The sequence below is a fragment of the Pelagicoccus mobilis genome (assembly GCF_016595505.1).
Lineage (GTDB): Bacteria > Verrucomicrobiota > Verrucomicrobiia > Opitutales > Opitutaceae > Pelagicoccus > Pelagicoccus mobilis.
Map to the genome: position 1 here is coordinate 1 of NZ_JAENIL010000059.1, position 25,078 is coordinate 25,078.

The window sequence follows — 25,078 nt, forward strand, 5'->3', positions numbered from 1 at the left end:
CACCGCGCTACTCTTCTGCACTCACGTTACCACGTTTCCCTCTACTCCAGCTCCAACCTAAAGACGTTAGCGATCTCGTTCATTTCCGTATCCGGAATTGTGATATAGAAATGAGCGGTATCGTCCTCCCACTTCACTTTCGCATCCGATCCGATGAGAGTTACGTTCTTCACCGGTGTTGGCGGTGCCCAACGATGGCGACCAAGGGCCCGAAAGCGGACTTTCTTACCTGCTTTCGGTTCACCCAAGAAGAAGACATAGATCGTTTTTCTATCCTTCGAAATCGTGAAACGCACATCATCCGCTGTATACTTGATTTTCGCAGACTGACCATCATGGCTACTCGCATCATTACCCGCTGTGCCAAAACCAAAAGTATCGTAAGGGCGGGTTCCGTATACGGCCTCTCCATGCGCCTTCAGCCATCCACCGATCTCCTTTAAAAGATCACGCTGCTCCTGATTGATCACACCATCCGCACGAGGGGAAACGTTTAACAGCACGATCCCATTCTTACTCCAAACATCGATCATGTTGCGAACGACCAAATCAGCCTTCTTGTAAGGATGCCCTTCAACGTACATCCAACGACTTTCGCTCAAGGTGATATCCGTCATCCAAGGAAGAGGATGTGTATCCATTCGACCACCCTGCTCGTAATCTAAGACACTCATGGAAAGCGGCATGTCATTGTGTTTGTGACAGGTGACAACTTCCTGCCCGGTCTTTTGGGCGTGGTTAAAGAAATTCGATGCCATTTCGAGGCGATACGATTCCGGGATCATATTCAGCCATGAGTCATACCAAATGATGTCTGGCGAGTACTTCTCAACCACCTCATCGACCTGATCGAGCCAGTATTGGTTAAACTCATCAATGTATTCGAAGTTGCCAAACAGCTTTCGCAGCTTCGGATCCGTCGTAGCGGTCGGAAGGTCAGGATGATACGGATAGTGACTGTTAAACCCCTTTATCCAATTTTCGGGTACATCTCTATTCCGTTGACCATTCCGAGCATGGTGAAAGGTCGCAATCGTTTTGAGGTCACGCTTTTTCAGTTCCACGAACAAGTCACCAAGGATATCACGTTTCGGTCCCATATCCGCAGCGTTCCAAGGATTTACCTCGCTATCCCACATGGCGAACCCGTCGTGATGCTGAGCAACTGGGCCTGCAAACTTCGCACCGGCCATCTCGAATAGCTCTGCCCAGTCTGCTGGATCAAAGTGCTCGGCGGTGAACATTGGAATGAAGTCCTCGTATCCAAACTCCTCAGGTGGCCCGTAGTTCTCCACGTGATGTTTATTCATGGAGTTGCCGGGCTTGTACATGTTCGCTGAATACCAAGCAGTACCAAATGCTGGGACGCTATACGGCCCCCAGTGAAAGTACATGCCAAGCTTCGCATCCTGAAACCATTCCGGGGCGGCTTCGTGCTTAGACAACGAATCCCAATTGGGTTGGTATTTCTTTTTTCCAGCTTCAAGGCTTACCGCTCCAACAAGCAGAGCGGCCCCAACAACAAGAGGCTTTGTAAGGGTATTCATAATTCTGATTTTGATTCGGGGTGTTTATTTATACATGCACCAAATATAATTGGTTATAAAACGTAGCGCGGTGCTTCAGCCTGCGACCGCATTGCAAGATCAATTTCTGACGGCCGCGGGCTAAAGCACCGCGCTACCACTTGCGACATCTGTACATTGACTGTGCTGTAATATACATTAACGAACCGTGAAAACTACACTTCCTTCCAGAGGCTCAGTCAATACGCTGGGCTGCCCTTGAGGTCCATTATCCTGCGCATGGGCGAACTTGGTTCCAACCCCTGGAAGCTTGTGGAAGAGATAGAGCCCTCCTTCTTGCGGGTAACGCCAGTAGGCACGCACAGGACCTCCGAAACTATTCTTATCTCGAACACCCTCCGCTATCTTCGGGCTCAGCACACCAACCTCAGCCTCTCCTCCCGCGTCGAGGACAATCGAGGCACCTGTTTTGAGGGCCAGAGACATCCAATCGATATCGCTAAAAATCCCTTTAAACTCGATCTCTCCCCACTCTTGCCCTGTGGAAACATCGTTGTATTCATTTTCCCATAGCCCGTGCTGCGGCCCTTTCATTCGGTTCCCCCAAACTCGGTGAGGCCCCTTGCCCAGCCAACGCTTAGACTCGACGAGTTCTTCCTCTAGACCAAAGCCTACCGCCCCGTAATGAACGGCGTCGTTCGATGGTTCGAAAGAGTAGTCGAGAGTTACCCTCCCCCCAGACGCAATTGTCCAACGGAAAGAGGATCCGCGGTCGCCTTTTGAATCAATTACAACCGACTTCCCATCCTTCGCAACAGTCGCTTTCCAAGTTTCAGATACGTCGACAGCACCCTCAACATTACCGACATACAGGTTTGGTCCTCCGGACAAGCCAGTATCCTTACCATTCACCGTTGTGCTGACGAGCTGGCCCGTTTTCGGAGAGAAATGCCAAACAGCCTCCCCGACTTCCACCTTAAATCGGCTACCATCCTTGAATTTTGGATACTCATCACCGATGACTTCCTCATCCTGCCCGTCGATCGGCCATGACCATCGCATGACCTCAACTCCGTTGTTTCCGACGGCACTCAACTCGAGAATATCGCGTTGCTTCCAGTCGCTCGGCAAAGAGAGTTTCAATCTTCCTGATTTACCTGGCTTGACCTTCGGCCCATCAATCGTCGCCTCCGTCTTAACAACCGCTTTTCCCGCGCGATCGAACTCCGAAGGCACATCGACCAATTTCCAAGAAAACGTACACTCATTAAGTGGGGTTTCATAGTAACGATTCTCGACTGGAATCAGTCCGTTGAACTCAGAAGGCAATGACTCCATCGCAATCTGAATCGGCGACCAGATTTCACGAACAGTGTAATAGCTCCCTTCCTTTTCACCATTTGGGCCAACAATTCCGTCTGCCGAACGGTTACCCGATGGATCCAAGGTTCCGCCTTGATCAGAACGAGCGATCGCCGCATCCGCCCAACACCAAAGCACGCCCCCCGCGCCGTTATTGGAAGCGCGAATCGCATTCCAATAATCTTCCATACCTGCTCCGTGACCACCGTCGTAGAGCCCGTGCAGGAATTCAGTGGGAAGATAAACTCTCTTCGAAGCGAGCTTCTCCTGCAACTTCTCCCAATTCGGATAGTGCTGCGTATCGATCCCCTCGAAGTGCGTCCATGGATGGATGACCGTTCGGTCCTGCAAATCGTACAGATGATACAGCTCATCGATCTCCAGATTGAAACCGCTCTCGTTCCCATTCGCCCAGAAAACGACTGAAGGATAGTTTTGATAGGAAGTAACAATTTCGTAGGCGATGTTGCGAGCGATTGGAGTGTCGATGTACGGATCGTGCCAGTTGGTCAGCTCAGTGATGACCATCATTCCGAGCTCATCACAGGCTCGCATGAACTCAAACGTCGGGGGCATGTGAGATCGGACAAGGTTCACATTCATCGCCTTAATCATGCGAGCTTCGTTCCAAGCTTCTTCAGGATCGATCGCACGCCCATGCTGAGGATCGAATACATTTCGGTTCACACCCTGTATCAGGATTTTCTTACCATTTAGGTAGAGCCCGTCTTCAACACGCAGCTCGAAGCTACGGAAACCAAATGTCTGAGTATAGTGCGATACCTCTTCGCCTTCCAATTTGAGGGCAACTCTGACTTGATAGAGATTCGGATACTCGGGTGACCAAAGCTTTGGATTATTAATTTCCGTCTCGAAGCGAACGCGTCCGGCTCCGGTATATATAGGAGCTACCATCGGCTTCCCAACATTTGCGCCTTCCCGCGTCTGGATCTGGGCAACAACTTCATCGATATGCACTGGTGCTGTCCCACGAAAAGTAGTCTCTTGCTGAACCTGAGGAAAAACATCCATCTTGAACGAGCCATCCGCTTTGGCATCGATTGACACGCGGTTAACGAAAGCCTTCGGGAGCACCTCCAAATACACCGGACGATAGATACCGCCAAAGATCCAGTAATCCGCTCGGCGTTCTGCTTCATCCAAGCTGAAATTTGTCGGTTTCTTCCTCACAAAGACCTCTAGTTCATTCTCTTTTCCGTACTCTACGTTACTGAACTTATTGAGAAGAAAGCGGAAGGGAACGTATCCACCGTAGTTGGTCGCACCAACTGGCTGGCCATTGATCTTTATCGATGTCTCAGTCATCGAGCCTTCGAAAACGAGACGCACATGCTTGTCCTTCCATTCCTCAGGCAGGAAAAACTTCGTACGATAAGTCCCCGTTTCATCACTCTTCTCACCCTTATCACGGCCGTAGTCGTAACCACCAAACCCATGCTGCTCCCAATTTGATGGTACAGGGATCTTAGTCCACTCGCCACTGTTCATCCCTTTTGAGCAAAAGAAGTCCCATTCAACCGCATCCGACGGGCCTTTGCCCGATAGGTAGATTCGCTCCGCTGTTTCACCAGCAAAGGAAGGGGTAATTGCAGCTATCACGGCAAAAATAGCCGATGCTATGCGAGTGTATCGATGTTTCATCTCAGGAGGTAAAAGAGTGAGTGAGCGAGGAGCTGAGCGAACTCAGCTTAATGCTGTCTATTTTATTTCAAAGGTTACTTGTCCACTGATCGGACCGCTAACCCTTGCCGGTTCGGACTGTGGTCCTAGTTGATTCGCATTCGCGAACTTCGAACCAATCGCCGGTGTCTTATGGAATAAATACAAACCGCCTTCTTGCGGATAGTGCCACCATGCACGAACCGGACCGTACTTACCATTTTTGTCGCGCTGCCCTTCCGCATTCCTTGGGTTCAAAACGCCAATTTCTGATTCAGACTTAGGATCGACCAATAGAGACGCACCTGACTTCAAGTCGATCCGCATCCAATCGACCTCACCAAAAACGCCTTTAAATTCAAGCTTACCCCAGTCTTCCCCACTAAGAAAATCATTGTATTCACTTTCCCACAACCCGTGCTGCGGTCCTTTCATACGATTCGCCCAAACCCGATGCGGTCCCTTTCCGAGCCAACGCTTGGCCGCAACAGCTTCGTCTTTCAAATCAAAGCCAACTGCACAATAGACCAAGGTTTCTTCGATCTCTCCGTAATCGTAATCTAGGCGTAGGCTTCCATCCGCTGAGATCGTCCAGTAAAAAGAGGCGACCGCATCTTTGTTTTCCGATGTGATAACGATTTGATCGCCATTCTTTTTCACTCTTGCCACCCAACTCCCGGAATCTTCAACAATTCCGTCTTCACTTTCCGCATACAAAATTGGGCCACGACCGATCCCGGCATCCTTACCATCAATAGAGGCTTCAAGCAGCTGCCCCGTCTCAGGCGAAAAGGACCAGCTCGTATTGCCTAAGCTCACATGGAACGGATCACCCTTCTTCTGAACAAGCTTACCAGAAATTTTCTTCTTTGGCGTTTCAAATTTTGGGAGTGCCCAAGACCACTTCATGATCTCTGTCCCGCTCTTGCTATGAACCACTACCTCGAGAGCATCGGACGATTCCCAATCACTGGGCAAAGGCAGCTTGAGCTTACCGGATTTTCCTGGAGAAATTGCTGGTCCCTTTAACTTTCCTTGTGCCGCCACAGTTGTCTTTGCTCCGGTGCTGAATGGAGCGGAAAAGTTCAGAAGGCTCCAAGTCACTTGGCACTCCTTTAGATTAGTTTCGTAGAAACCGTTTTCGATCGGTAGCACTCCATTGAAGTCCTTCGTCAACGCTTCGAGCGGAATCTGCACTGGCGACCAGATTTCACGGACCGTAAAGAAACTCGCCTCCTTCTCTCCATTCGGTCCTACAAGACCATCGGCGGAACGATTTCCATACGTATCCATTTTTCCATTCAGATCCGTACGCTCAAGCGCAGCATCAGCCCAACACCACAAGACCCCACCTGCCGCCTGCGGCGCAGCCATGATCGCATTCCAGTAATCCTCCAGCCCTGCGCCATGCCCGCCGTCGTAAAGACCGTGCAAGAATTCGGTCGGCAGATACACATGTGGATTCTCAAGACGCCTCATGAGTTCAACGTACTTCGGATAGTGGAAGGTATCGATCCCGTCGAAAAATCCCCACGGGTGAATGACTGGACGCTCCTGCAGGTCGTAGAAACGATACAATTGGTCCATCTCGAAATTGAACCCATTTTCGTTTCCGTTGGCCCATAAAACAACCGAGGGATGATTCTGGTATTTAGTAACTAACTCGAACGCGATGTTGCGAGCAATCGGCGTCGCCATAACTGGATCGTGCCAATTACAAAGTTCAGTGATCACCATCAGCCCCAACTCATCACAGGCCTTCATGAACTCGGTCGTCGGAGCCAGGTGCGAACGTACCAAGTTCACATTCATCGACTTAATCGCACGGGCATCCTTCCAGGCCTTCTCAGCGCTGATCACACGACCGTGCTTCGGATCAAACATATTTCGATTAATCCCGCGAATCTTGATCTTCTTGCCGTTCAGATATAAACCGTCCTCAAGACGCCGCTCGAACGTACGGAACCCAAAACGCTCCACCAACTCGGAAACGACTTCACCATTCTTCAAGAGGCTAACACGAACGTTATAGAGATTTGGATACTCCGGCGACCAGAGAGCGGGCTGCTTCACCTTAGTATTCATTCGAACCCGCGGACTTCCACCAACGATCGCTTGAGAGTCCAACTCTCCGATAACCTCCCCATCCAAGGTTTCGATCCGCGCCTTCACCGAGTCCATTGGCCAAACCAACTCTTCCCTGAAAGACCTCAAGGTATGAGCTTCCGGAAAAACATCCATGTTGAATGAACCATCCGCCTTTGCATCGATCGCGACACGATTAACGAACGCCGCCGGAAGCACCTCCAAATAAACAGGCCGATAGATACCTCCGAAAACCCAGTAGTCAGCCTTACGCTCAGCCCAATCCAGACTATTGTTGCTCGGTTTCTTCTTAACCAGCACCTCAAGCGAGTTCTCCTTGCCGTACTCGACGCTGTGCTTGTCCAAGATGAAACGAAACGGGTTGTATCCACCTTGGTTAGGAGCACCGACTGGCTTCCCGTTGATCTTAATCGAGGTCTCGGTCATCGCTCCCTCAAACACGAGACGAACGTGTTTGTCCTTCCACTCCTTTGGCACGAAGAAACTCGTCTTATACGTCCCTTCTTCCGCGTGCTTAGTGTCAGGATCGTCATGCCCGTAATTGTAACCGCCAAAGCCTTGCTGCTCCCAATTAGACGGTACCGGTATTTTCGTCCACTCCCCGCTTTTGCGACCCGCGGAACAATAAAAGTCCCAATCGACCGCGTCCACGTGGCTCTTCCCCGACAAATAGATCCGCTCCCCCGCAGGAGCGGCAGATAAGAGGTTCATGAAGGCTAACCCCAAACAACCAACTAACACGTGATAGGCATATCGAATCGACATGAAGCAAGCTAAAGCAAATCGACCGCAATGAGTCGTGGAAAATCTTTCTTAATCATTGAAGCAGTTTACCAAAAAACTCATTTCGCCAAAAATGGCAGCTTCGGAACAAACTTTTCCCAAAAAACAGTCGCTCTACTAGGAGTCAAAAGCTTCTTTGCATACAATAGACTGCGCTCCGTCCTTCAATGCAGCCAGAAACCTGACCTATCGGACAATGAGCGGAGTGCGTCTAAAGATCGCCTTAATCAACGCCCAACACGCGATAGCTTCACCCAAAAACTGGAGCAGAAAACTTAGATTGCATGAGCCCTCGCGCCTCTTGGGATCTGATTGCCGGTATGCCCAATCTCGTTTTGCTTCGGCAGCAATCGATTCGACAGCACTGCCGCTAGCAACTCGCCCAAGTCGCTCTCGAGAGTCCCGTCAAAGTCTTCCCCAGCCTCCACATCGGTCACGTTCAAAGTCGGAACCAAGGAGTGGGCTGGACTTACCCGACTCGCCGAGAAGTTCAAAATCACGTCGCTCACGGCTCCCAGTCCCGTCACCGTTTCAATCGCGTTTTCAGTAATGCATTGCATGACGTGCAACCCCCGAGCGCTCGGGCGCTGAGCGAACGTCAAATTTGCTCCAACGCCCCCTAGGCCGAGCTCCGAACAAAAGACCTCGCTTCGCAGCAGGGAACTCGACTCGGCAATAACCACCGTACCACCGGCTGCCAGCAATCCCTTGATAAACGAAGCAAAACGCTTCGCCGCTCCATCATCCACCGGGCCGATTGCCGTAACACCAAGAGTGAAGTCCTTGCTTCCGCCTTCCGCAGCCGCAAGCGCGCCTCTCCTCTCCAACGTCTCGCCAAACCACTCGCCTACAGAATCGACGGTACCTTCCGTTCCGCCGCACTCCTGGATCGTCAGCCAACCATAGTTGCTCGGATCGTAACCTCGCGCTTTGGCGCTTAAGGAAACCTCTGGAAATCCCACATCGCCGCCCCGCATCGTCGATTTGATAAAACCGGGAGAAACCATCTCGCAACCGAGCGACACAAACGCAGCCGCGTCCACTTTGGAATGGTCGGCGTAACTCAAGATGAAGTTCAAAATCTCCGCTCCCGTCGTAGTCCCGCAACCTTCGGTATTCGTCAGTGTAACGAAACGATCAATACGCCCCGATCGAACCAACTCGCCAGCGTTCAACTTAGCCGCTGCCTGTTCCGCCGTCGCCACTGAGCAACCAACCGTCGGCAGGATCAGGCCAATACGCTCCCTCGGCAAGACACGATCCGCCCCCTGCACGCCATCGAACACGATCTCGATCGGCTCTGCGGCACTGCAATCAACCGAGATCGCTCGCCCTTCCAATTGCGAAGGATACGACTCCGCCTCTTTCTCCGGCTTCGCACCGAAGAAACGCTTCCGCCAAATCAAATCGATGTTCTGGTTTCGCTTCTCGCCAAGCGTACGCTCGCCCGAAGCGATCTCCACCACCTGATCGATCGACAGAGCCGTCAACTCATCCATCGGCAACCCATCGAGATAACGACCGGCATTTATATCGATATCGTCCGCCATCAACTTGTAGCGTTCAGTCGTGTTGACGATCTTCACCGTAGGAACAATCGAGGAATTCGTGGGCGAACCACGCCCTGTCACAAAAAGAATCACATTACACCCCGACGCGGCCTGCCCGGTGTAGCTGGCGATATCGCCCCCCATCCCGTCCATGAAATAATAGCCCGGCTCGTCCATCCGCTCGGAGTATTCGATGATGTGACGAATCGGAATCTCGGGATCACGCTTCACCGCCGCTCCGAGAGACTTCAAAGTAATATTGTACAAGCCGCCCAGCAAGTTCCCCTCCGACGGGTTCTTGTCGACCTTGCCCCCATGCCAACCGAGATGCTCTTTGAAACGGGACAACATCGAGAGGAAACGCGTCGCAATCCCCGGCTCCACAATCGACGAAAGCGTGTAGTCCTCCGCTCCCGACAACTCGGGCGTCTCAGTTAAATTCGCGCTACCGCCATAGCGAATCACCTCACGAGCAATCGCTCCCGAAAGCACATTGCCACAAACGCCAGAAAACGCGTCGGACGCGCCACATTGCAGACCAATTCGCAACTCGCCCACAGAACGCTCCGTACGCGTATCCAAACTCATCCGCTCCAGCAACGCCTCCACCTCCACGGAGGCCGCATTCAGATCCTTCGAAAAAGACTGCGTCGAAGTGATCCAGTGAATACGCATATCATCCACAGGGATTCCATTCGCCCGCATCCAAGCTTCGAGTTCTTGGTTGCTCAATTCACCTTCGAGCCCGCTTTCAATCGAAACAAGCCCCCCAACATTCGGATTGCTAATCAAGCCCGCCAAAGTGCGAAGCGTACGGTCTCGCTCTTCTGGATCCGCCTCGGTACCTTCCGTATGCCGCAATCCCACGACCGCATCCACTGTATCCAAAACTTTGGTTCGTTCCTTAAACTTCGCTTCCAACCGCTCCACCAACGGAGCAGTCGCGGAGCTCGTTCCGAGAATCACCAAGTGGTTACGCGTTCCCGTTCCTCGCCCACCACGATCGAAGCCAAGGAAGGTACGATCATCGCCGTACCGCTCCACAGCGGCCGGAGCAGTCCACGCCGACTCGTCGAAACAATACTCGTCAATGTCATCAGTGAAGTTCGGCTCCTTAGGCAACTGCAACGAAGTGAAACGCGGATCCTCCTGAATCGAGAGGCGAAACAAGACATTCGCATTACAAAGATACTCCCCAGCCTCGATGTCACGCGCAGCCCGCCCAAACGGATACCGCCAAGAAGTGATAAACTCCCCTTTCGCGATCGTCTTCGCCGCGAAGCGGTGCCCCGTCAGAACGTCATGCTTAAGCTCGAACTGTTGCTCGCCGCTTTGCAAAAGCGTACCCTTTTTGAGATCGCTCAGCGCAATCACCGCGTTGTCACCAAGCACGGGAAAACGTGCAATGTCTTGAAGTTGAGTCACCATGGTTTTGTGGATCTGCAAAAATAGAAAGTTATCGGGGAACAAAATAACGCAGATAAACACGACAGGCCAAACAAGCCCATCGTGCTTACCTTGCGTGTATAAAAAAGTGCCTAGGCGAACACTAGCAGCATGGCTGAGCAGCAAGCCCCTTCAATGTCTCGAGCATACCATCATTGAGGATCTGCTCAAGGTTTGCGGTAACCGCATCAGTCAACCCCTCGACTTCGTTCAGATCGCGCTTCCAGTTAACCTCGTATGCCAACACTTTGGATACAAGCGCCCTTAGACCTTCTGGCGTGCCATCGTATTCACCCCAAACCTTGGCATAGAGCTCGATGATATCCGCGTTGTCCTTGCACTCGTAAGTAGCGTCCCCGCGCTTGCCTCGATAAAACGCGATCAAAGCAGCCAAGGACAAAGTGATGCGCTTCGGCAGCTCGCCAGTGTTCTTAGCCGCATCAAGCAAGCTAGGAAGTACGCGAGTTTCCCACTTCGACATAGAGTTGAGCGAAATCGTCAGCCACTCGTGACGAATAAACGGATTGTAGAAACGCTCCAAGATCTTATCCGCAAACTTCAGCAAGTACTCCTGGTCACCAGGAATGTTCGGCACGATCTCTTGCGCTACCATTTCCTTAACGAAGCTGCCCACAACTTCATCTTCCATAGCCTCACGAACCGTGTCGAAGCCGCTCAGGTAAGCTGCCGCCATCGTGCCTGTGTGCGAGCCATTGAGGATACGCACCTTTTGATCACGGATTTCGCGCTGCTGCTCCTCGTTTACGAAACTAACGTTAAGCCCAGCCTTGTGCGCGGGAAACTCCTCCGCAACCCACTCTGGAGCTTTGACAACCCAGTTGTGGTAATGCTCACCAACCACAACCAGATTATCCTCGTAGCCGAGCTCCTCTTGGATCTCCGCGATGTTGTCGCGCGGGAAACCGGGAACGATGCGATCAACTAAGGTCGAGCAAAACGCGCAGCTGTTCTCCAACCACTGCACAAAGCCCGCTTCGAGCCCCCAGTTCTCGGCGTGCTTGAGAACAAGCTCCTTGAGGCGATCCGCATTATCCTCGATCAGCTCACAGCAAATGATGATCAGCCCCTTGTCCGCCGCTCCCTCAAAAGTCTTGTAACGCTGATGGAGCAAAGCAGTCATCTTGCCCGGGAAAGACGCCTGCGGCTTCATGTCCAGGCTTTCGCCATCAGCCCACTGGATCCCCGCCTCAGTGGTGTTCGAAACCACGAACCGCACATCCGGGCTATCGATCAGCTTCTCGTAGGCCTCGTATTCACTATATGGATTAATGCAGCGATTGATGCATGAAATCAGCTCACGCTCGCGAACGGGCTCCCCATCCTTTACGCCTTCAAGTATCACGTGATACAAACCATCCTGCGAATTTATCAAGTCAGCCAAGCCTTGAGCGATCGGCTGCACAACAGCGACAGATGAATTAAACTCCAACTCGTCGTTCATACGCTGAATGATCCAGTCGACAAAAGCGCGAAGGAAGTTGCCTTCGCCAAATTGAATTACTCGCTCGGGGTAGACCGACTGCAAGTTGCTGTTTTCTCGGTTTAATTTCATAATGTTCTAAATTCGATTCGATTTTCTGATTCGATATCCGACGGAGCCTAGAGCTTGACGTGGATCTTAGTAATCTCTCCTGGATTCTCGCTCCACTCCGCCAACGCCGCGGGCGCTTCTTCAAGTGGAACCGTTTTGGTGATGACCGCATCCATCGGAAAAGCGCCGCTCTCAAGATGGGCAATCACATCCTCGAAATCCGACTTCATGGCATTGCGGGAGCCGCGAATATCGAGTTCCTTCATCACGAAGTACTTCGTCTCATACTCTACCGCAGCCTTGGCGTATCCAATATAAACGACGCGACCAGCAAAACAAACCTCCTCGACGCACGCACGGAAAGTCGCCGGCAGACCAACGGCCTCGATCATCACGTTCGGCCCATCTCCATCCGTCATCTCTTGCAAACGATCGTGCAAGGACTCGTTCATAGAATTAATCGTATCCGTGGCGCCACAACGCTTCGCAAGCTCAAGCTTCTCGTCATCGATATCGACCGCCACCACACGAGCCTTTCTCGCGGACGCTCCCGCGATCACACCCAAGCCAATCGCACCACACCCGAAGACTACGACCGTATCATCCGAAGTCACCTCGCCACGCGCAACCGCATGGAAGCCAACCGTCAGCGGCTCGACCAAAGCCATTTCCTCAAGGCTCAGCTTATCAGAGGTCAGGAGCTTTTCATACGGAACAACCACAAGCTCAGTCAAAGCGCCATCGCGCTGCACCCCCATCGTCTGGTTATACCGGCAGGTGTTCACACGCCCCGCCTTGCACGCCGCACACTTACCACAGCTAGTGTATGGAGAAACTAATACGTTTTGACCAACCTTCCACTGCTCGGGAACCTCTTCGCCGATCTGCTCAATGGTCGCTCCGATCTCGTGACCGGGAATCCGCGGATAGCTCACCATCGGATTGAGCCCACGATAAGAGGTGAGATCAGAACCGCAGTAGCCCACTTGTTTCACGCGAAGGAGAACTTCGCCCGTTCCTGTAGCGGCTGGCTCAGGGATATCAACCAGCTCCGCCTTGTTCGGCTCGGTTATGCTAATGGCTTTCATTTTAAATCTATGTATTTGAGGTTTTGATATATCTAAAAAATTCGTCGCTCGCGCACTCTCTACAGTTTGTAGGCCTTGGTTGCGGTGCCTCCCATAATCAGAGCTTGTTCACTTTCGGATAGTGGCTCGATAAAGCGACCAATGAGATCCACCCACTTGCCAAACCCGCAGGCAACCAGACACACCGGCCAATCGCTACCGAACATAAGACGCTCAGGCCCGAAAGCACTCATAACGCCGTCTAGGTACGGGCAAAGCTGAGCCTCCGTCCACTTCTCGAAATCAGCCTCAGTGACCATGCCAGAAAGCTTGCACCCAAGCACGTTTTCACGTTTCGCCAATTCAGATAAGTTACCCAGCCAAGGCTCTAGGATATCATCCTTAATTTTAGGTTTGGCGATATGGTCGAGCACAAAGGCCTGGTCTGGATGGCGATCTACAAAGCGGATCGTCTCCTCCAGCTGATTCTCGAAAATGAGAATGTCGTAAACGAGACCTCGCGTAACCAGTTCACGGATACCGTCATTGAAAGCTGCATCATCAAGAAACCCTTCAGGCTGCCCTTGCACGACATGGCGTACAGCCTTTAGTTTTTCGCGACCGGAGTAGCGAGCCAGCGTTTCGCCGATCTCCTCCGAAGCAAGCGGTACCCAACCAACCACACCTTTTATAAAATCACTCGCGTCCGCTAGATCCAGAAGCCAATCGGTCTCATCAAGCGTTTGCCGAGCCTGAACACTCACCACGCCCTCAATGCCGGTTTGCTCGATTTCCTGCTTCAGATCGTTTGGCAGAAAATCTCGGCGAATGCGCGACATGTCGTCGTCGATCCAGTCGTATTCAACAGGATCATACTTCCAAAAATGATGATGCGAATCGATTTTCATGACCTAAAGATAGGGATACCCCGGATCCAAAAGCTCATTGTCTTTGAGCGCTCGCCAAAAAGCAGACGGCACGTTCGCGCTCACAAGGCTAACATTGTCGGCCACACGCCCCGGCTTGCTTGTATTCAGCGCCAGCGAAACAATTCCAGGAGGGGACAAGGCAAACTGGCAACAGGCCTCCGCCGGACTGATTCCGAACTCCGTGCACAGATCCATGAAACGCTTACGCCACTCGAACAATCCGGGATGCTCTTCCGGCGTCACCTTCCTGTAGTTGTACCAGTCTCCTCCAATCAAGAAGCCCGCATTGAAAACCGCAGAATTGATCACCACGACTCCCGCCCGATGAAGCGTGTCGATGAAGTCGATGACCTCCTGCGAATGAGTCAGCAAAGTAAAACTATTCGCTAGCATCACCCAGTCGAGCGGCACGCCGTCCTCGTAGAGCCGCTTAACTGTCTTCCAATCCTTCGATCCAACGCCGATTCCACTCGCCTTGCCCGCCAGGCGTAGATCCGCCAAAGCGCGATAGCTTTCCAAAATCTGGGCATAGCAACCTTCCACCTCCTCAGGCGTATTCGCCGATTCCAGATATTCGTCCGGATCATGCACTGACAACAAACGCGCGTCGTAGTCGCCAAGAAGCTCGTTACCCTGCTCGTAGCATTCCATAATGCCATCGTAGCTCAGGTCCTGGACTGCATCGTTCTCAAGCCCTACCCAAACGCCCTTCTCGAACTGAACCTCCTCAGCCCTCAAAGGAATACGCTTCCACCCCAGCTTGTTACTAATCAAAACGCGCGAAGGTTCTACCTCCAACTCCTTGAGACACTTGCCAATGCACTCGAGCGAAAGGCCGGCACCATACTTGCCAGCGGAGTCGATCACAACCTTCTCCGGCTGGTAGCTAACCCAGTTTCGCACGATCTCTAGCTTCCTCTCGTACGGAACCGCTTCATACAAATTACCCAACGCGCTGGAGCCAAAGACGATCTTTGGCAAGGCTAGTGAGATTGGTTCTGGAGTGAGTTCTTTCACAGTTCTGAAATTGTATACATGTTGATTTGCGACCTAAACGAGTGAGATCCCAAATCAATGGGGCCGGGAAAATACCAGTTAGTCGCCCAAATGAGAATAGACAGTTGTGACTACCGCATGGATATTTTTGTCCCCACATCCCAAAGCTCACAACGCTTACAAATCCGACACCAGGCTCCGTTTTCCCACCCGCCCTGAAAAAAGCAGGACAGATTGAATCCGAGGATGGAGAATCATAAACCGTTGAAGAAAACGACCGCACCAAGGCAAATCCGCTGTGATGTTTAAGGGGCAGCGAACTTCCTGAGAACCACGGATTTATTGCATACAATACGTCAGAAACGCCCCAATCTCCTCCAGGATTCGAATCTCAAAATAGGCGAAATGACCAGACTACTCCTCACCGCCCTACTTTCACTACTCGCCGCCTACTCTTCGCTACTCCACGCAGCGGCCGCAGGCAAGCAGCCAAACGTCATACTCATCCTAACCGACGACCAAGGCATCGGCGATATCGGCTGCCACGGAAACCCATGGCTCAAGACGCCTCACCTCGATACATTCTACGAGGAGTCAATCCGCCTAACGGATTTCCACGTAAGCCCCCTTTGCACCCCCACCCGTGCCGCCATCATGACGGGACGCTACCCGATAAACAACGGAACCTGGGCGACCTTCAAAGGACGCGACGCTCTTCTCGAAGGCACGAAAACGATGGCGGATCTGTTTAAGAAAAACGGATACACGACCGGCCTCTTCGGAAAATGGCACCTCGGCGACAACTACCCTGTCCGCCCCACCGACAGCGGCTTCGACGTTGCAGTCCACCACCTTGCCGGCGGCGTGGGCGAATTGTCCGACTATTGGGGCAACAGCTACTTCGACGACGTCTACTACGTAAACAACGAAGCCAAGCAATTCGAAGGCTACTGCACCGACGTCTTCTTCGAGGAAGCAATGAAGTTCATCAAGAAGAACAAGAACAAGCCCTTCTTCGCCTACATCCCTACCAACGCGCCACACGACCCGCTCATCGTCGCCGAAAAATACGCCGCACCCTACAGGCATCTCGAAGGAGACAAGATCATCAGCGCCGAGCTCTACGGCATGATCGCAAACATCGACGAAAATTTCGGCAAGTTCCGCACGTTCCTCAAAAAGGAAAAGCTAGAGAACAACACCATCCTCATCTTCATGTCCGACAACGGTAGCCGCTTCGGGTACGCTCCCGACGGTTCGCTCGGCTTCAACGCCGGATTCCGAGGCATTAAAGGCAACAACCTCGAAGGCGGCCACCGCGTCCCCTTCTTCATCCAGTGGCCCGACGGCAAGATCGAAGGAGGGAAAGACATCGAAGAGCTCGCCGCGCACGTCGACCTCCTCCCCACCCTAGCGAAACTCTGCGGATTCGCCGTTCCCCAAGAAATGCCCATCGATGGGGTCGATGTATCCTCATTGCTCTTACAAGAAAACGCAAAGCTCCCCAAGCGAACCGTCTTCCTCCACAACAACCAAGACTGGCGCCCTCCCCACGAAACCCAAGGCAGCGCCGTCATGAGCGGAGACTGGCGCCTCATCAACGGGCAAAAGCTCTTCGATATCCGCCAGGATCCCATGCAAAAGAAGGATCTCGCCGCCCAATATCCAGAGTTAGTGAAGCAACTCCGCCGCGAAAACCGGCAATTCGTCCAAGCCTCGAAACAGAACCCTGAATACAAGGAACTTCCTGTCAACGTGATCGGCAATCCCGCACAGCATGAGATCAAACTCACCATCCAACACGCCATTGGAGAAGGAGGCGGGATCTGGAAACCCGAGCAAGTCTCCGCCGGCATGAAAAACTCCAACAACAAGCACGCCCTCCGTATCGACCGAGCTGGCGAATACGTCATCGAGCTTCGCCGATGGCCCAAAGAGTGCACCGGCCCCATCCTAGGCGTACCTGAAAAGAACCCCAAAGACCTCTACGACTACCAGACGATCAATCCCGACAAAGCCCGTATCCAAATCGCGAATCAAATACTGGAAAGCGAAATAGGTCCGCACGATGAAGCCGTCGTTTTCCGAGTCAGACTCGAAACCGGAAAAACCATCCTCACCAACGACTTCATCGAAGGCAAAAAGCAATACGGCGTCTACTACACCTACATCCGCCCGGCTAAGAATCCTTAGCAATTAGATACCGCCATCTACGCCTAAACCTCATATTATTGAACAAAGTAAACGCAGGAAAAAGTTGGACACACAAAGATGCTGTTAAAGCATGCGCCTATGCTACTGAAACTACCCCTTTTAAGCCTTTCCCTCTCCCTTGCCTTGGTCGGACTCACCGCGAGCCCCCAAGCTGCCGCCAAAGAGAGCAAGAAAAACGTGCTTCTCATCTGCATTGACGACCTTCGCCCAGAGCTAAAGTCCTTCGGCGTCGACTACATTCACTCGCCCAACATAGACCGTCTTGCAGATTCCGGCAGAGCGTTTCACCACCACTACGTAAACGCTCCGACCTGCGGGGCCTCACGTTATACGATGCTCACCGGCCGCTACGGGCCAAACGGCAACCAAGCCCTTTTCCAACGCGCCCAAAAGCTCGAGCAGGACGAAAACGCAGTCACCCCCAGCATGCCCGAGTGGTTCCGAAAAAACGGATACACCACTGTCTCCGTCGGAAAAGTGTCCCACCACCCCGGAGGCTGGGGCGGCGAAGACTGGTACGACAACAACACTCTCGAAATGCCCGGAGCATGGGACCGACAAATCATGCCCACCGGGCAATGGAAGCATCCACGCGGCGCCATGCATGGCCTAGCCCACGGAGAAATCAAACCGATCGGCTCCTTCTCGGAGCACAAGCTCGAAGCCTTGCAGAGCTCGGAAGGCGACGACACGATTTACCACGATGGCTTGATCGCTGACGAAGGCACCGAGCAACTCAAAGACCTAGCAGCCTCCGACAAGCCCTTCTTCCTCGCCATCGGACTCATAAAACCTCACCTCCCCTTCGGCTCGCCCAAAAAATACATGGCCCCCTACGAGGGTCGCGAACTCCCACCGATCGACCACCCCGAAAAGCCCGATTGGCGCACCACCTGGCACGGCTCTGGCGAGTTCTTCAAGCAATACCTCCACCACGGAAAAGATCCGCGCGAAGATACTGAATACGCCGACGAAGTCCGACGCCACTACGCCGCGTGCGTCACCTATGCAGACAAGCATGTAGGCGACATTCTGGATACGCTCAAAGAAACCGGTCGAGACAAAGATACCATAGTCGTCCTCTGGGGAGACCACGGCTGGCACCTCGGCGAACACGCCATCTTCGGCAAACACTGCCTCTTTGAAGAAGCCCTTCGCTCGCCGCTTATCATTTCCGATCCAGACATGAAAAAGGCCGGCAAAAAGACCGACGCCATCGTTGAAACAGTCGATATTTTCCCAACCCTCTGCGAACTCACCGAACTAGATCACCCTGAGTTTACGCACGGACGCTCCCTCGTCTCCCAAATTAAAAAGCCGAACGCCAAGGGTCACATCGCCTTCGCCTACCAAGGCAACACCCAGACCGTTCGCAACGCATCCTATCGCATGACGCTTCATAAAGATGGATACGTCGAGCTCTACAATCACTCTTCTCCGGAGAAAGAAACTAAGAACATAGCCGAACAGAATCCCCAAATCGTCGAAGAACTAAAGTCGCTAATCATCGAAAAACAAAGCAAACGATAACTTCCCGATGCGCCCCTTACCCCTCTGTTTATTCGCACTTGTCGTCTCGACGCTTTGCTCAGCTGAAGTAAAGCTGAACTCCATATTTATGGACCACATGGTCCTGCAACGCAGCACGCCGGTTAAAATTTACGGAACGGCCTCGCCCGGGGAAATCGTAAAAGCTGAATTCGGAGAGCAAAGCCACAACACCACCGCCAACGCCAGCGGAGAGTGGATCCTGTCTCTGGATCCGATGAAAGCCAACGCCACCTCCCAAGAGCTGACCGTATCGGGGGAGGCGAACCAAGTTGCCATCCAAGACGTCCTCGTCGGCGATGTCTGGCTCTGCACTGGCCAATCAAACATGCAGGGAACCCTCGGAAACTATGTGAACTTCAAGAATGGCATGTTCGAGGAATTCAAGGACATCCCCGGCAACTACCAAAACGAAAACATCCGCTTCTTCACCGTCAAATCGGAAGCCAGCGACACCCCTCAGCGAAATACGCCGGTAGAACAAGCATGGACCACCTGCACGCCAGAGAGCTCCTTGGCGTTTTCCTGCACTGGCTTTTTCTTCGGCAAGTTCCTTCAACCCGAAATCGGCGTTCCGCTAGGACTCATCAAGAGCGCCTACGGAGGCACTGCCGTCAGCTCTTGGCTCCCTCGCGAAACGATGGAGCAAAACCCAGTCGCTAGCAGAGCCTACCTCGCCTCCTTCGAAAAAGCCGTTGAACGCTACCCCGCAGCCAAGGCGAAATACGAACTGGCCCTCAAAGAATGGAACGTATCCCGTGAGGGCAAACGCCCCCAAGAGCCTATGGGCCCCCATCACATAAAGCGGCCCGCTGGTTTCTACAACGCCATGCTGTATCCGCTCCATAACTTCACCATAAAAGGAGCCATCTGGTACCAAGGTGAAAACGAGGGAAACAACAACCTCTCCAAGGAATACCAAACGACCTTCAAACTCATGATCGACACTTGGCGCGAACGCTGGGACCAAGGTAACTTCCCCTTCGTTTTCGTGCAACTAGCTGGTCACAAAAAAGTATCCCCAGAGCCAAGCGATCCATCGTGGGCATATCTGCGTGAATCTCAGTTACTCACCTCCCAGAACGTCCCGAACACAGCCATGGCAGTCGCCATCGACGGCGGTCTCACCAACAACATCCACCCGCCCTACAAGGCCCTAGTAGGCAAGCGCCTCGCCAAGCAGGCCCTCTCCCTCGCCTACAAAAAGAAAGGCCTTTCACAGGGTCCAACCTACAAGTCCCACAAGATCAAAAAGGGAAACGTCATAGTCGATTTCAAAAACATTGGTTCGGGCCTCCAAGCGAAAGAGATCACATTGGACCCCTACGGCCCAAACCCGTATCCACTTAGTTCCGACAAGCTGGAAGGTTTCACAATCGCCGGAGAAGACCAAGTATTCCACTGGGCCGAAGCGAAAATCAAAGGCAGCTTCGTCATCGTCAGCGCTGAAGCCGTCCCCAACCCGGTCGCGGTTCGCTACGCCTGGGCAAATTTCCCCCTCTGCAATCTCTACAACGAAGAAGACTTCCCCGCATCCCCCTTCCGCACAGACGACTGGTAGCAGCCGTTGCCCCAACGGCCCATGCATCCCTAAGGCAACCTAGCCCAGCACCTCTTCCAGCTCCTCAAGGCTCACCTTAGCATCAACTGCCCCCTCACCAAACAGAGCGGCAGCTAGCTCCGCCTTCTCTTTCTGGATTTTCCGAATCTTCTCCTCCACCGTATCCTTCGTCAGGATACGGTAAGCGATAACTTGGTTCCGCTGCCCAATCCGGTGAGCTCGGTCAATAGCCTGAGCCTCAACCGCCGGGTTCCACCAAGGATCCAACAGAACCACATAAGACGCCGCCGTTAGCGTAAGCCCGGATCCCGCCGCTTTTAGCGAAAGTAGAAACACCTGCTCCTCGGCGTCCTCAGATTGGAAACGCTTCACGAGCTCGCCGCGGTTACCAGTCTGTCCGGTCAACTTAAGGTACTTGATCTTCTTTGAGCTCAAAGTTCGCTCCGCGATCTCCAAAAGCTTAACAAACTGACTAAAGACCAGAACCCGATGACCTTCCTCAACCAAAGGCTCAACAAGATCTAGCATCGCCTGCATCTTGGCAGACTCCCCCTCCTCGTCCTCATCTACCAAACGAAGGTCGCAACAGATCTGCCGCAGCCTCAACAACGCCTGCAACACGTTGAACGCTCCGTTCCCCGCCCCGCGCTTCGCGCCCTTGAGCAACTGCCTCGCCTCAGCCAAAGACGCCTCGTAACGGCTTCGCTGCTCTCCCTCCAGCTCGCAATACAGCTCCTCCTCAATCCTCTCGGGAAGCTCCTTCGCTACCTCGAGCTTCAGACGTCTCAGCAAAAACGGCCGCATCCGCTTCCTCAAATCACCAAGACGCTCCGCACGCTCCCCGCCTTCATAATTCGCCTTGAAGCTTGCCAGCGGACCAAAGAGTCGAGGCATCGCGAAACGCATAATACTCCACAAGTCCGTCAGACTATTCTCTATCGGCGTACCCGTAAGAGCGATACGATGCGATCCCTTCAACTTGTAGGCAACCTTGCTCGTCTGAGATGTGGGCGACTTTATATATTGAGCCTCGTCCAAGACCACCGCATCCCAATCCTCACCGAGGAAATAATCCGACCGAATCCTGAGCTGAGCATAGTTGGCGACTACAATATTCGCCCCACCCCAATCGTCATCCACATTCCTAAATCGCTTCGCCCGCAATCCGGTCTTAAACTTGCCCGGCTCCTGTACCCAATTGTCGCATACCGACTTGGGACAAATCACCAGTGCACGAAACCCCACCCCCTTCTGCCGAGACAACCAAAGCATCCAGGCCAGAGTCTGAAGCGTCTTGCCGAGGCCCATATCATCCGCCAAGACCCCACCCAAGCCCAACTCGCTCAGTCGAGCCAAGTAGCGAAAACCAGCCACCTGATAAGGGCGCAAAACCTTCCTCAATTCAGCCGGAACCTCTGGCTCCCCGATCTCACGCAGTCGCTCAGCCTTCCTCTTGACCTCACTCCAAGCCTTTTCCTCGAGCATCTCCTTCGGCAGCAAATCCTCGACTTGGCACAAATGAACTCGCTGCGCATTTCCCCGATCAGGATCCAAGCCGAGCGACGACAGCGCCCTGCTCTCATTTTCTGGCAACTTCGAGCCGAGACGAAACCACCCCTTATCGCCTAGCTTCACCATCCCGCCACCCGCTTCGCGAAGCTTCTCTATGTCCTCCTTTGAAAATCCACCTCCTTCGATCTCCCAAACCGCGCTCGCTTGAAACCAATCCCGATCTGCCGACTCCTCCAAACGAATCCGAGCCCTCAACTTTAGAGCAGGACGATCCCAGTTTCGGCCCTCCTTCGTCTCCTCCTCAAATCCCCCCGAGCTCCCGCTCGAAGAACGCTCCACCCTATAACTCTCGTGATACCCGATCCCTTTGAACTCAAAATAGTCCACAACCACCTCCGCGAAGGCCTCGACGCTCTGCGGATTCTCCTTTTGCAAGGCTCGTTTCAAAGCTCGAATCGGCTCCCGCCCAGAAACACCCAAACTCCGCCGATCCGAGACAAGCTTGTACAAATCCTTTGGATACAACAAATGCCCCGAACCTTTTGACAGTTTCCAGATACGCTCCCACTCCTTCGACTCGAGAGACTTCTCGGGTTCAGCCCCCTTCCTCGAAGCCCCCGAACCCGCTCCGACGATCCGCTCCCGAGCCGCCCTCGCCAACGCATAAGCGTGAGCGCAATTGAAAAACTCCGGACAACTGCAACTCCCGCTTAAGCCACCGTCGTCATTCGCCGTCAACGTCACCTGAAAACTCCCCTCCCGCTTTTCATGCACGCTTCCGCGAATCCGCCCCTTGCCCAAAGCATCCACCCTCACCGCCCCCGAATCGTACAGCTCAGTGCCTTTCGATGCAGCCGCCGTACCCACCTGCCCCACGAAACGGGCGAAACGCTGGTCAAAAACAAAGGGATCCATCCGCAAAATCAGCCTCGCCCCAGCCCAATTTGCAACCCTCCGATGCCCCTTTCCCCCTTACATTTCACGCCAGCACCGCCCAAATATGCCCCTTGATTTTTCCCAAACGCCCACCATCCTAGCAAAAAATCAATGACCTACACCCTTCACGCCGATAGCAGCCCTGGCTCCACCAGTCTCCAATTTGATGGCGAGACCGACGAGGACCCTGACTCGCGAAGTCCTAGCCAGGATAACACAATTGCCCCCCGCGGCCCTCTGAGCCTAGAGCTCCGCGCCACCCCACAACGGCGAGCCCGATGATAACCCAATTCATCCTCGCCGCCGCCTTCACAATAGGCGTCTCCTTCGTCTGCTCGATGCTCGAAGCCCTCATTCTGAGCACCACCGTCGCCGACATTGAAGCCCTCAAGAAGCGTCAGTCGAAAAAAGGGCTCCTGCTCGAGAAGCACAAGACCGAGCTCTCCGATACCATATCAGCGATCCTCACGCTCAACACCATCGCCAACACCGCTGGCTCCACCCTCGTCGGCGCCCTCGCGTCCCAGATTTTCGGCGAAACCTACCTCGGAGTCGTCGCCGCCCTGCTCACCCTGAGCATTCTAATCTTCTCCGAGATTATCCCCAAAAACCTCGGCGTTCGCTACAAAACCCAAATTCAGCCCTGGGTCGTCTCCCCCCTCCGCTGGATGCGTATCGTTCTCTGGCCCGCCACCTGGCTGACAAACTTCTCCGTTCGCTTCGTAATGAGCGAAGAGCAACCAAACGAGGACTCCGCCTCAAACGAAGAAGAGATCATCCTACTGGCCGAAAAAGGAGCTAAAGACGGCACGCTCACCACGAGCGAGTCAGATATGGTCACCAACGCCCTCAAGCTCGACGACGTAATCGTCAGCTCCATCATGACGCCTCGTGTAGTTGTCACGGCCCTGGAAAAGGTCCTCACCATCGGAGACGTCTTCCGGGAGTATCCAAATATCCCCTTCGCCCGCATGCCCGTCTACGACGAGGAGATCGACCAGATCGTCGGTATCGCCCGACGCCGCGACCTCCTAAAATACGTGGCCGAGGACCAAGACCGGGTTCGCCTCAGCGAGATCATGAACGAAGTCCACTTCGTGCCCGAGACGGTCACCGTTGCGGCCGCCCTCCAAACCATCCTAAAGACGCACCAACAGCTTCTGGTCGTCGTCGACGAGTTCGGCTCCACCGCTGGCGTCGTAACCATGGAAGACATCATGGAGTACATTCTCGGCAAGGAGATCTTCGAAAAGGACGACGTCGCCATCGACATGAGAGAACTCGCTCGAGAAGAAGCCAAAGGCAAAACTCCAGACGCCGCGACCGAAGACGCCGAGGTAGCTGCCGAAGAAGCGAAAAACAGAGCGAACTCTTGAACCTCACGTATCCAATCATTGGATAAATCCCATGCCATTCGCTGAAGTCTGGACCCACGATCTCAACCCGATCATCTACCAATTTACCGAGACCCTCGCCATTCGCTGGTATGGCCTCGCCTATGTGCTCGGATTCATGACCGGAGCATGGCTGCTACACATCTACTACAAAAAAGGTCTCTCCCCCCTCGACTCGAACAAGCAGAGCGACCTCTTTCTCGCCATCATCGCCGGCGTCATTATCGGGGGGCGACTCGGCTACTTCGCCTTCTACAGCCCTCAAGTCCTTCTCGAAAACCCGCTGGTCTTCTTCAAGTTCAACCAAGGCGGTATGGCCAGCCACGGCGGATTCCTAGGCGTCATTATCGCCGGCTGGATCATGTCCCGACGCTTCAAGCTCTCCTTTTTCCAAGTCGGAGACCTCCTTGCGACTCTCGCCCCACCAGGCCTCCTCTTCGGCAGGATCGCCAACTTCATCAACGGCGAGCTCTGGGGCAAGCCAACCGACGGCAGCTGGGGCGTCATATTTCCCGGAGCCGGCCCCGCGCCGCGACATCCCTCCCAGCTCTACGAAGCCGGACTCGAAGGCCTGCTCATGCTAATCTACACGCAGGTTCGCGTCTGGACCTCGCCCGTTATCAAGAACAATCCCGGCCAGCTCGGCGGCGAATTCCTCCTCGGCTACTCCATCGTCCGTGTCATCGGCGAACACTTCCGCGAGCCCGACCAAGGCATCGACACCCTAATGGGTCTCAACCGAGGAGCCATCCTATCCATCCTCATGGGAACAGCTGGCCTCGCCATAATCGCCTACGCCCGCAAAAAAGCGAAGGCGTGAATCCCTCGCAGGGCCTGTCTCTAAATTGTATCCTCACCAAAAGAATTGGAAGAGCCCCCAACCGTTAGTCCCGCCTTTAGGCGGCACCCCTAGACC

The 25,078-nt window shown here is 53.5% G+C and carries 14 protein-coding genes; 5 read left to right on the plus strand and 9 right to left on the minus strand.

Going from position 1 to position 25,078, the window contains the following annotated elements; translation table 11 throughout:
* Window positions 1–41 precede the first annotated feature (41 nt).
* The 8 genes from JIN87_RS23185 to JIN87_RS23220 form a co-directional block, all read right to left on the minus strand.
* Window positions 42–1,547 carry an alpha-L-fucosidase gene (locus JIN87_RS23185; RefSeq protein ID WP_200358033.1) on the minus strand — a complete coding sequence of 502 codons (1,506 nt, stop codon included), beginning with the start codon at window positions 1,545–1,547 and terminating at the stop codon, window positions 42–44.
* 177 nt (window positions 1,548–1,724) lie between these two features.
* A complete protein-coding gene (locus JIN87_RS23190) occupies window positions 1,725–4,550 on the minus strand; it encodes a glycoside hydrolase family 2 TIM barrel-domain containing protein (protein WP_200358035.1) in 2,826 nt (941 codons plus the stop codon).
* A 57-nt stretch (window positions 4,551–4,607) separates the two neighbouring features.
* Window positions 4,608–7,385 carry a glycoside hydrolase family 2 protein gene (locus JIN87_RS23195; protein WP_200358038.1) on the minus strand — a complete coding sequence of 926 codons (2,778 nt, stop codon included), beginning with the start codon at window positions 7,383–7,385 and terminating at the stop codon, window positions 4,608–4,610.
* Window positions 7,386–7,732: 347 nt separating this feature from the next.
* Entirely contained in the window at window positions 7,733–10,435 is a 2,703-nt protein-coding gene (locus tag JIN87_RS23200) for a UxaA family hydrolase (RefSeq protein WP_200358040.1), read from the minus strand.
* A gap of 121 nt (window positions 10,436–10,556) precedes the next feature.
* The gene (locus JIN87_RS23205; RefSeq protein ID WP_200358042.1) at window positions 10,557–12,026 is read right to left on the minus strand and encodes a tagaturonate reductase; all 1,470 of its coding nucleotides are present in this window, start codon (window positions 12,024–12,026) and stop codon (window positions 10,557–10,559) included.
* A gap of 47 nt (window positions 12,027–12,073) precedes the next feature.
* Window positions 12,074–13,093, minus strand: a complete 1,020-nt coding sequence (locus JIN87_RS23210; protein ID WP_200358044.1) for a zinc-binding alcohol dehydrogenase family protein — start codon at window positions 13,091–13,093, stop codon at window positions 12,074–12,076.
* A gap of 59 nt (window positions 13,094–13,152) precedes the next feature.
* Window positions 13,153–13,980 carry an amidohydrolase family protein gene (locus JIN87_RS23215; protein WP_200358046.1) on the minus strand — a complete coding sequence of 276 codons (828 nt, stop codon included), beginning with the start codon at window positions 13,978–13,980 and terminating at the stop codon, window positions 13,153–13,155.
* Window positions 13,981–13,983: 3 nt separating this feature from the next.
* Window positions 13,984–15,018, minus strand: coding sequence for an aldo/keto reductase (locus tag JIN87_RS23220; RefSeq protein ID WP_325176407.1), 1,035 nt, complete (start codon window positions 15,016–15,018; stop codon window positions 13,984–13,986).
* Window positions 15,019–15,402: 384 nt separating this feature from the next.
* Between JIN87_RS23220 and JIN87_RS23225 the strand changes: the two genes are divergently transcribed.
* The 3 genes from JIN87_RS23225 to JIN87_RS23235 all read left to right on the plus strand — a co-directional run bounded on the left by JIN87_RS23225 (window position 15,403) and on the right by JIN87_RS23235 (window position 20,320).
* Complete coding sequence (locus tag JIN87_RS23225; RefSeq protein WP_200358049.1) at window positions 15,403–17,190, plus strand: arylsulfatase; 1,788 nt, start codon at window positions 15,403–15,405, stop codon at window positions 17,188–17,190.
* Window positions 17,191–17,289: 99 nt separating this feature from the next.
* Window positions 17,290–18,741 (plus strand): sulfatase, encoded by a 1,452-nt coding sequence (locus JIN87_RS23230; RefSeq protein WP_200358051.1) that lies wholly within the window; start codon window positions 17,290–17,292, stop codon window positions 18,739–18,741.
* A gap of 7 nt (window positions 18,742–18,748) precedes the next feature.
* Window positions 18,749–20,320, plus strand: coding sequence for a sialate O-acetylesterase (locus tag JIN87_RS23235; protein ID WP_200358053.1), 1,572 nt, complete (start codon window positions 18,749–18,751; stop codon window positions 20,318–20,320).
* A 39-nt stretch (window positions 20,321–20,359) separates the two neighbouring features.
* Here the strand turns inward: JIN87_RS23235 and JIN87_RS23240 are convergent, their stop codons facing one another.
* Window positions 20,360–22,747, minus strand: coding sequence for a DEAD/DEAH box helicase (locus JIN87_RS23240; protein WP_200358055.1), 2,388 nt, complete (start codon window positions 22,745–22,747; stop codon window positions 20,360–20,362).
* A 299-nt stretch (window positions 22,748–23,046) separates the two neighbouring features.
* On the opposite strand from JIN87_RS23240, the gene JIN87_RS23245 reads away from it, so the two are divergent.
* Complete coding sequence (locus tag JIN87_RS23245) at window positions 23,047–24,144, plus strand: hemolysin family protein (protein WP_200358057.1); 1,098 nt, start codon at window positions 23,047–23,049, stop codon at window positions 24,142–24,144.
* Between the two features lie 31 nt (window positions 24,145–24,175).
* Complete coding sequence (gene lgt / locus JIN87_RS23250) at window positions 24,176–24,982, plus strand: prolipoprotein diacylglyceryl transferase (RefSeq protein WP_200358059.1); 807 nt, start codon at window positions 24,176–24,178, stop codon at window positions 24,980–24,982.
* Window positions 24,983–25,078 lie beyond the last annotated feature (96 nt).

What these genes read in the sequence shown, in the direction of transcription:
- JIN87_RS23185 (WP_200358033.1), bottom strand. Translation starts at nt 1,547, where the DNA reads ATGAATACCCTTACAAAGCCTCTTGTTGTTGGGGCCGCTCTGCTTGTT.
- JIN87_RS23190 (WP_200358035.1), bottom strand. Translation starts at nt 4,550, where the DNA reads ATGAAACATCGATACACTCGCATAGCATCGGCTATTTTTGCCGTGATA.
- JIN87_RS23195 (WP_200358038.1), bottom strand. Translation starts at nt 7,385, where the DNA reads ATGAACCTCTTATCTGCCGCTCCTGCGGGGGAGCGGATCTATTTGTCG.
- JIN87_RS23200 (WP_200358040.1), bottom strand. Translation starts at nt 10,435, where the DNA reads ATGGTGACTCAACTTCAAGACATTGCACGTTTTCCCGTGCTTGGTGAC.
- JIN87_RS23205 (WP_200358042.1), bottom strand. Translation starts at nt 12,026, where the DNA reads ATGAAATTAAACCGAGAAAACAGCAACTTGCAGTCGGTCTACCCCGAG.
- JIN87_RS23210 (WP_200358044.1), bottom strand. Translation starts at nt 13,093, where the DNA reads ATGAAAGCCATTAGCATAACCGAGCCGAACAAGGCGGAGCTGGTTGAT.
- JIN87_RS23215 (WP_200358046.1), bottom strand. Translation starts at nt 13,980, where the DNA reads ATGAAAATCGATTCGCATCATCATTTTTGGAAGTATGATCCTGTTGAA.
- JIN87_RS23225 (WP_200358049.1), top strand. Translation starts at nt 15,403, where the DNA reads ATGACCAGACTACTCCTCACCGCCCTACTTTCACTACTCGCCGCCTAC.
- JIN87_RS23230 (WP_200358051.1), top strand. Translation starts at nt 17,290, where the DNA reads ATGCTACTGAAACTACCCCTTTTAAGCCTTTCCCTCTCCCTTGCCTTG.
- JIN87_RS23235 (WP_200358053.1), top strand. Translation starts at nt 18,749, where the DNA reads ATGCGCCCCTTACCCCTCTGTTTATTCGCACTTGTCGTCTCGACGCTT.
- JIN87_RS23240 (WP_200358055.1), bottom strand. Translation starts at nt 22,747, where the DNA reads ATGGATCCCTTTGTTTTTGACCAGCGTTTCGCCCGTTTCGTGGGGCAG.
- JIN87_RS23245 (WP_200358057.1), top strand. Translation starts at nt 23,047, where the DNA reads ATGATAACCCAATTCATCCTCGCCGCCGCCTTCACAATAGGCGTCTCC.
- lgt (WP_200358059.1), top strand. Translation starts at nt 24,176, where the DNA reads ATGCCATTCGCTGAAGTCTGGACCCACGATCTCAACCCGATCATCTAC.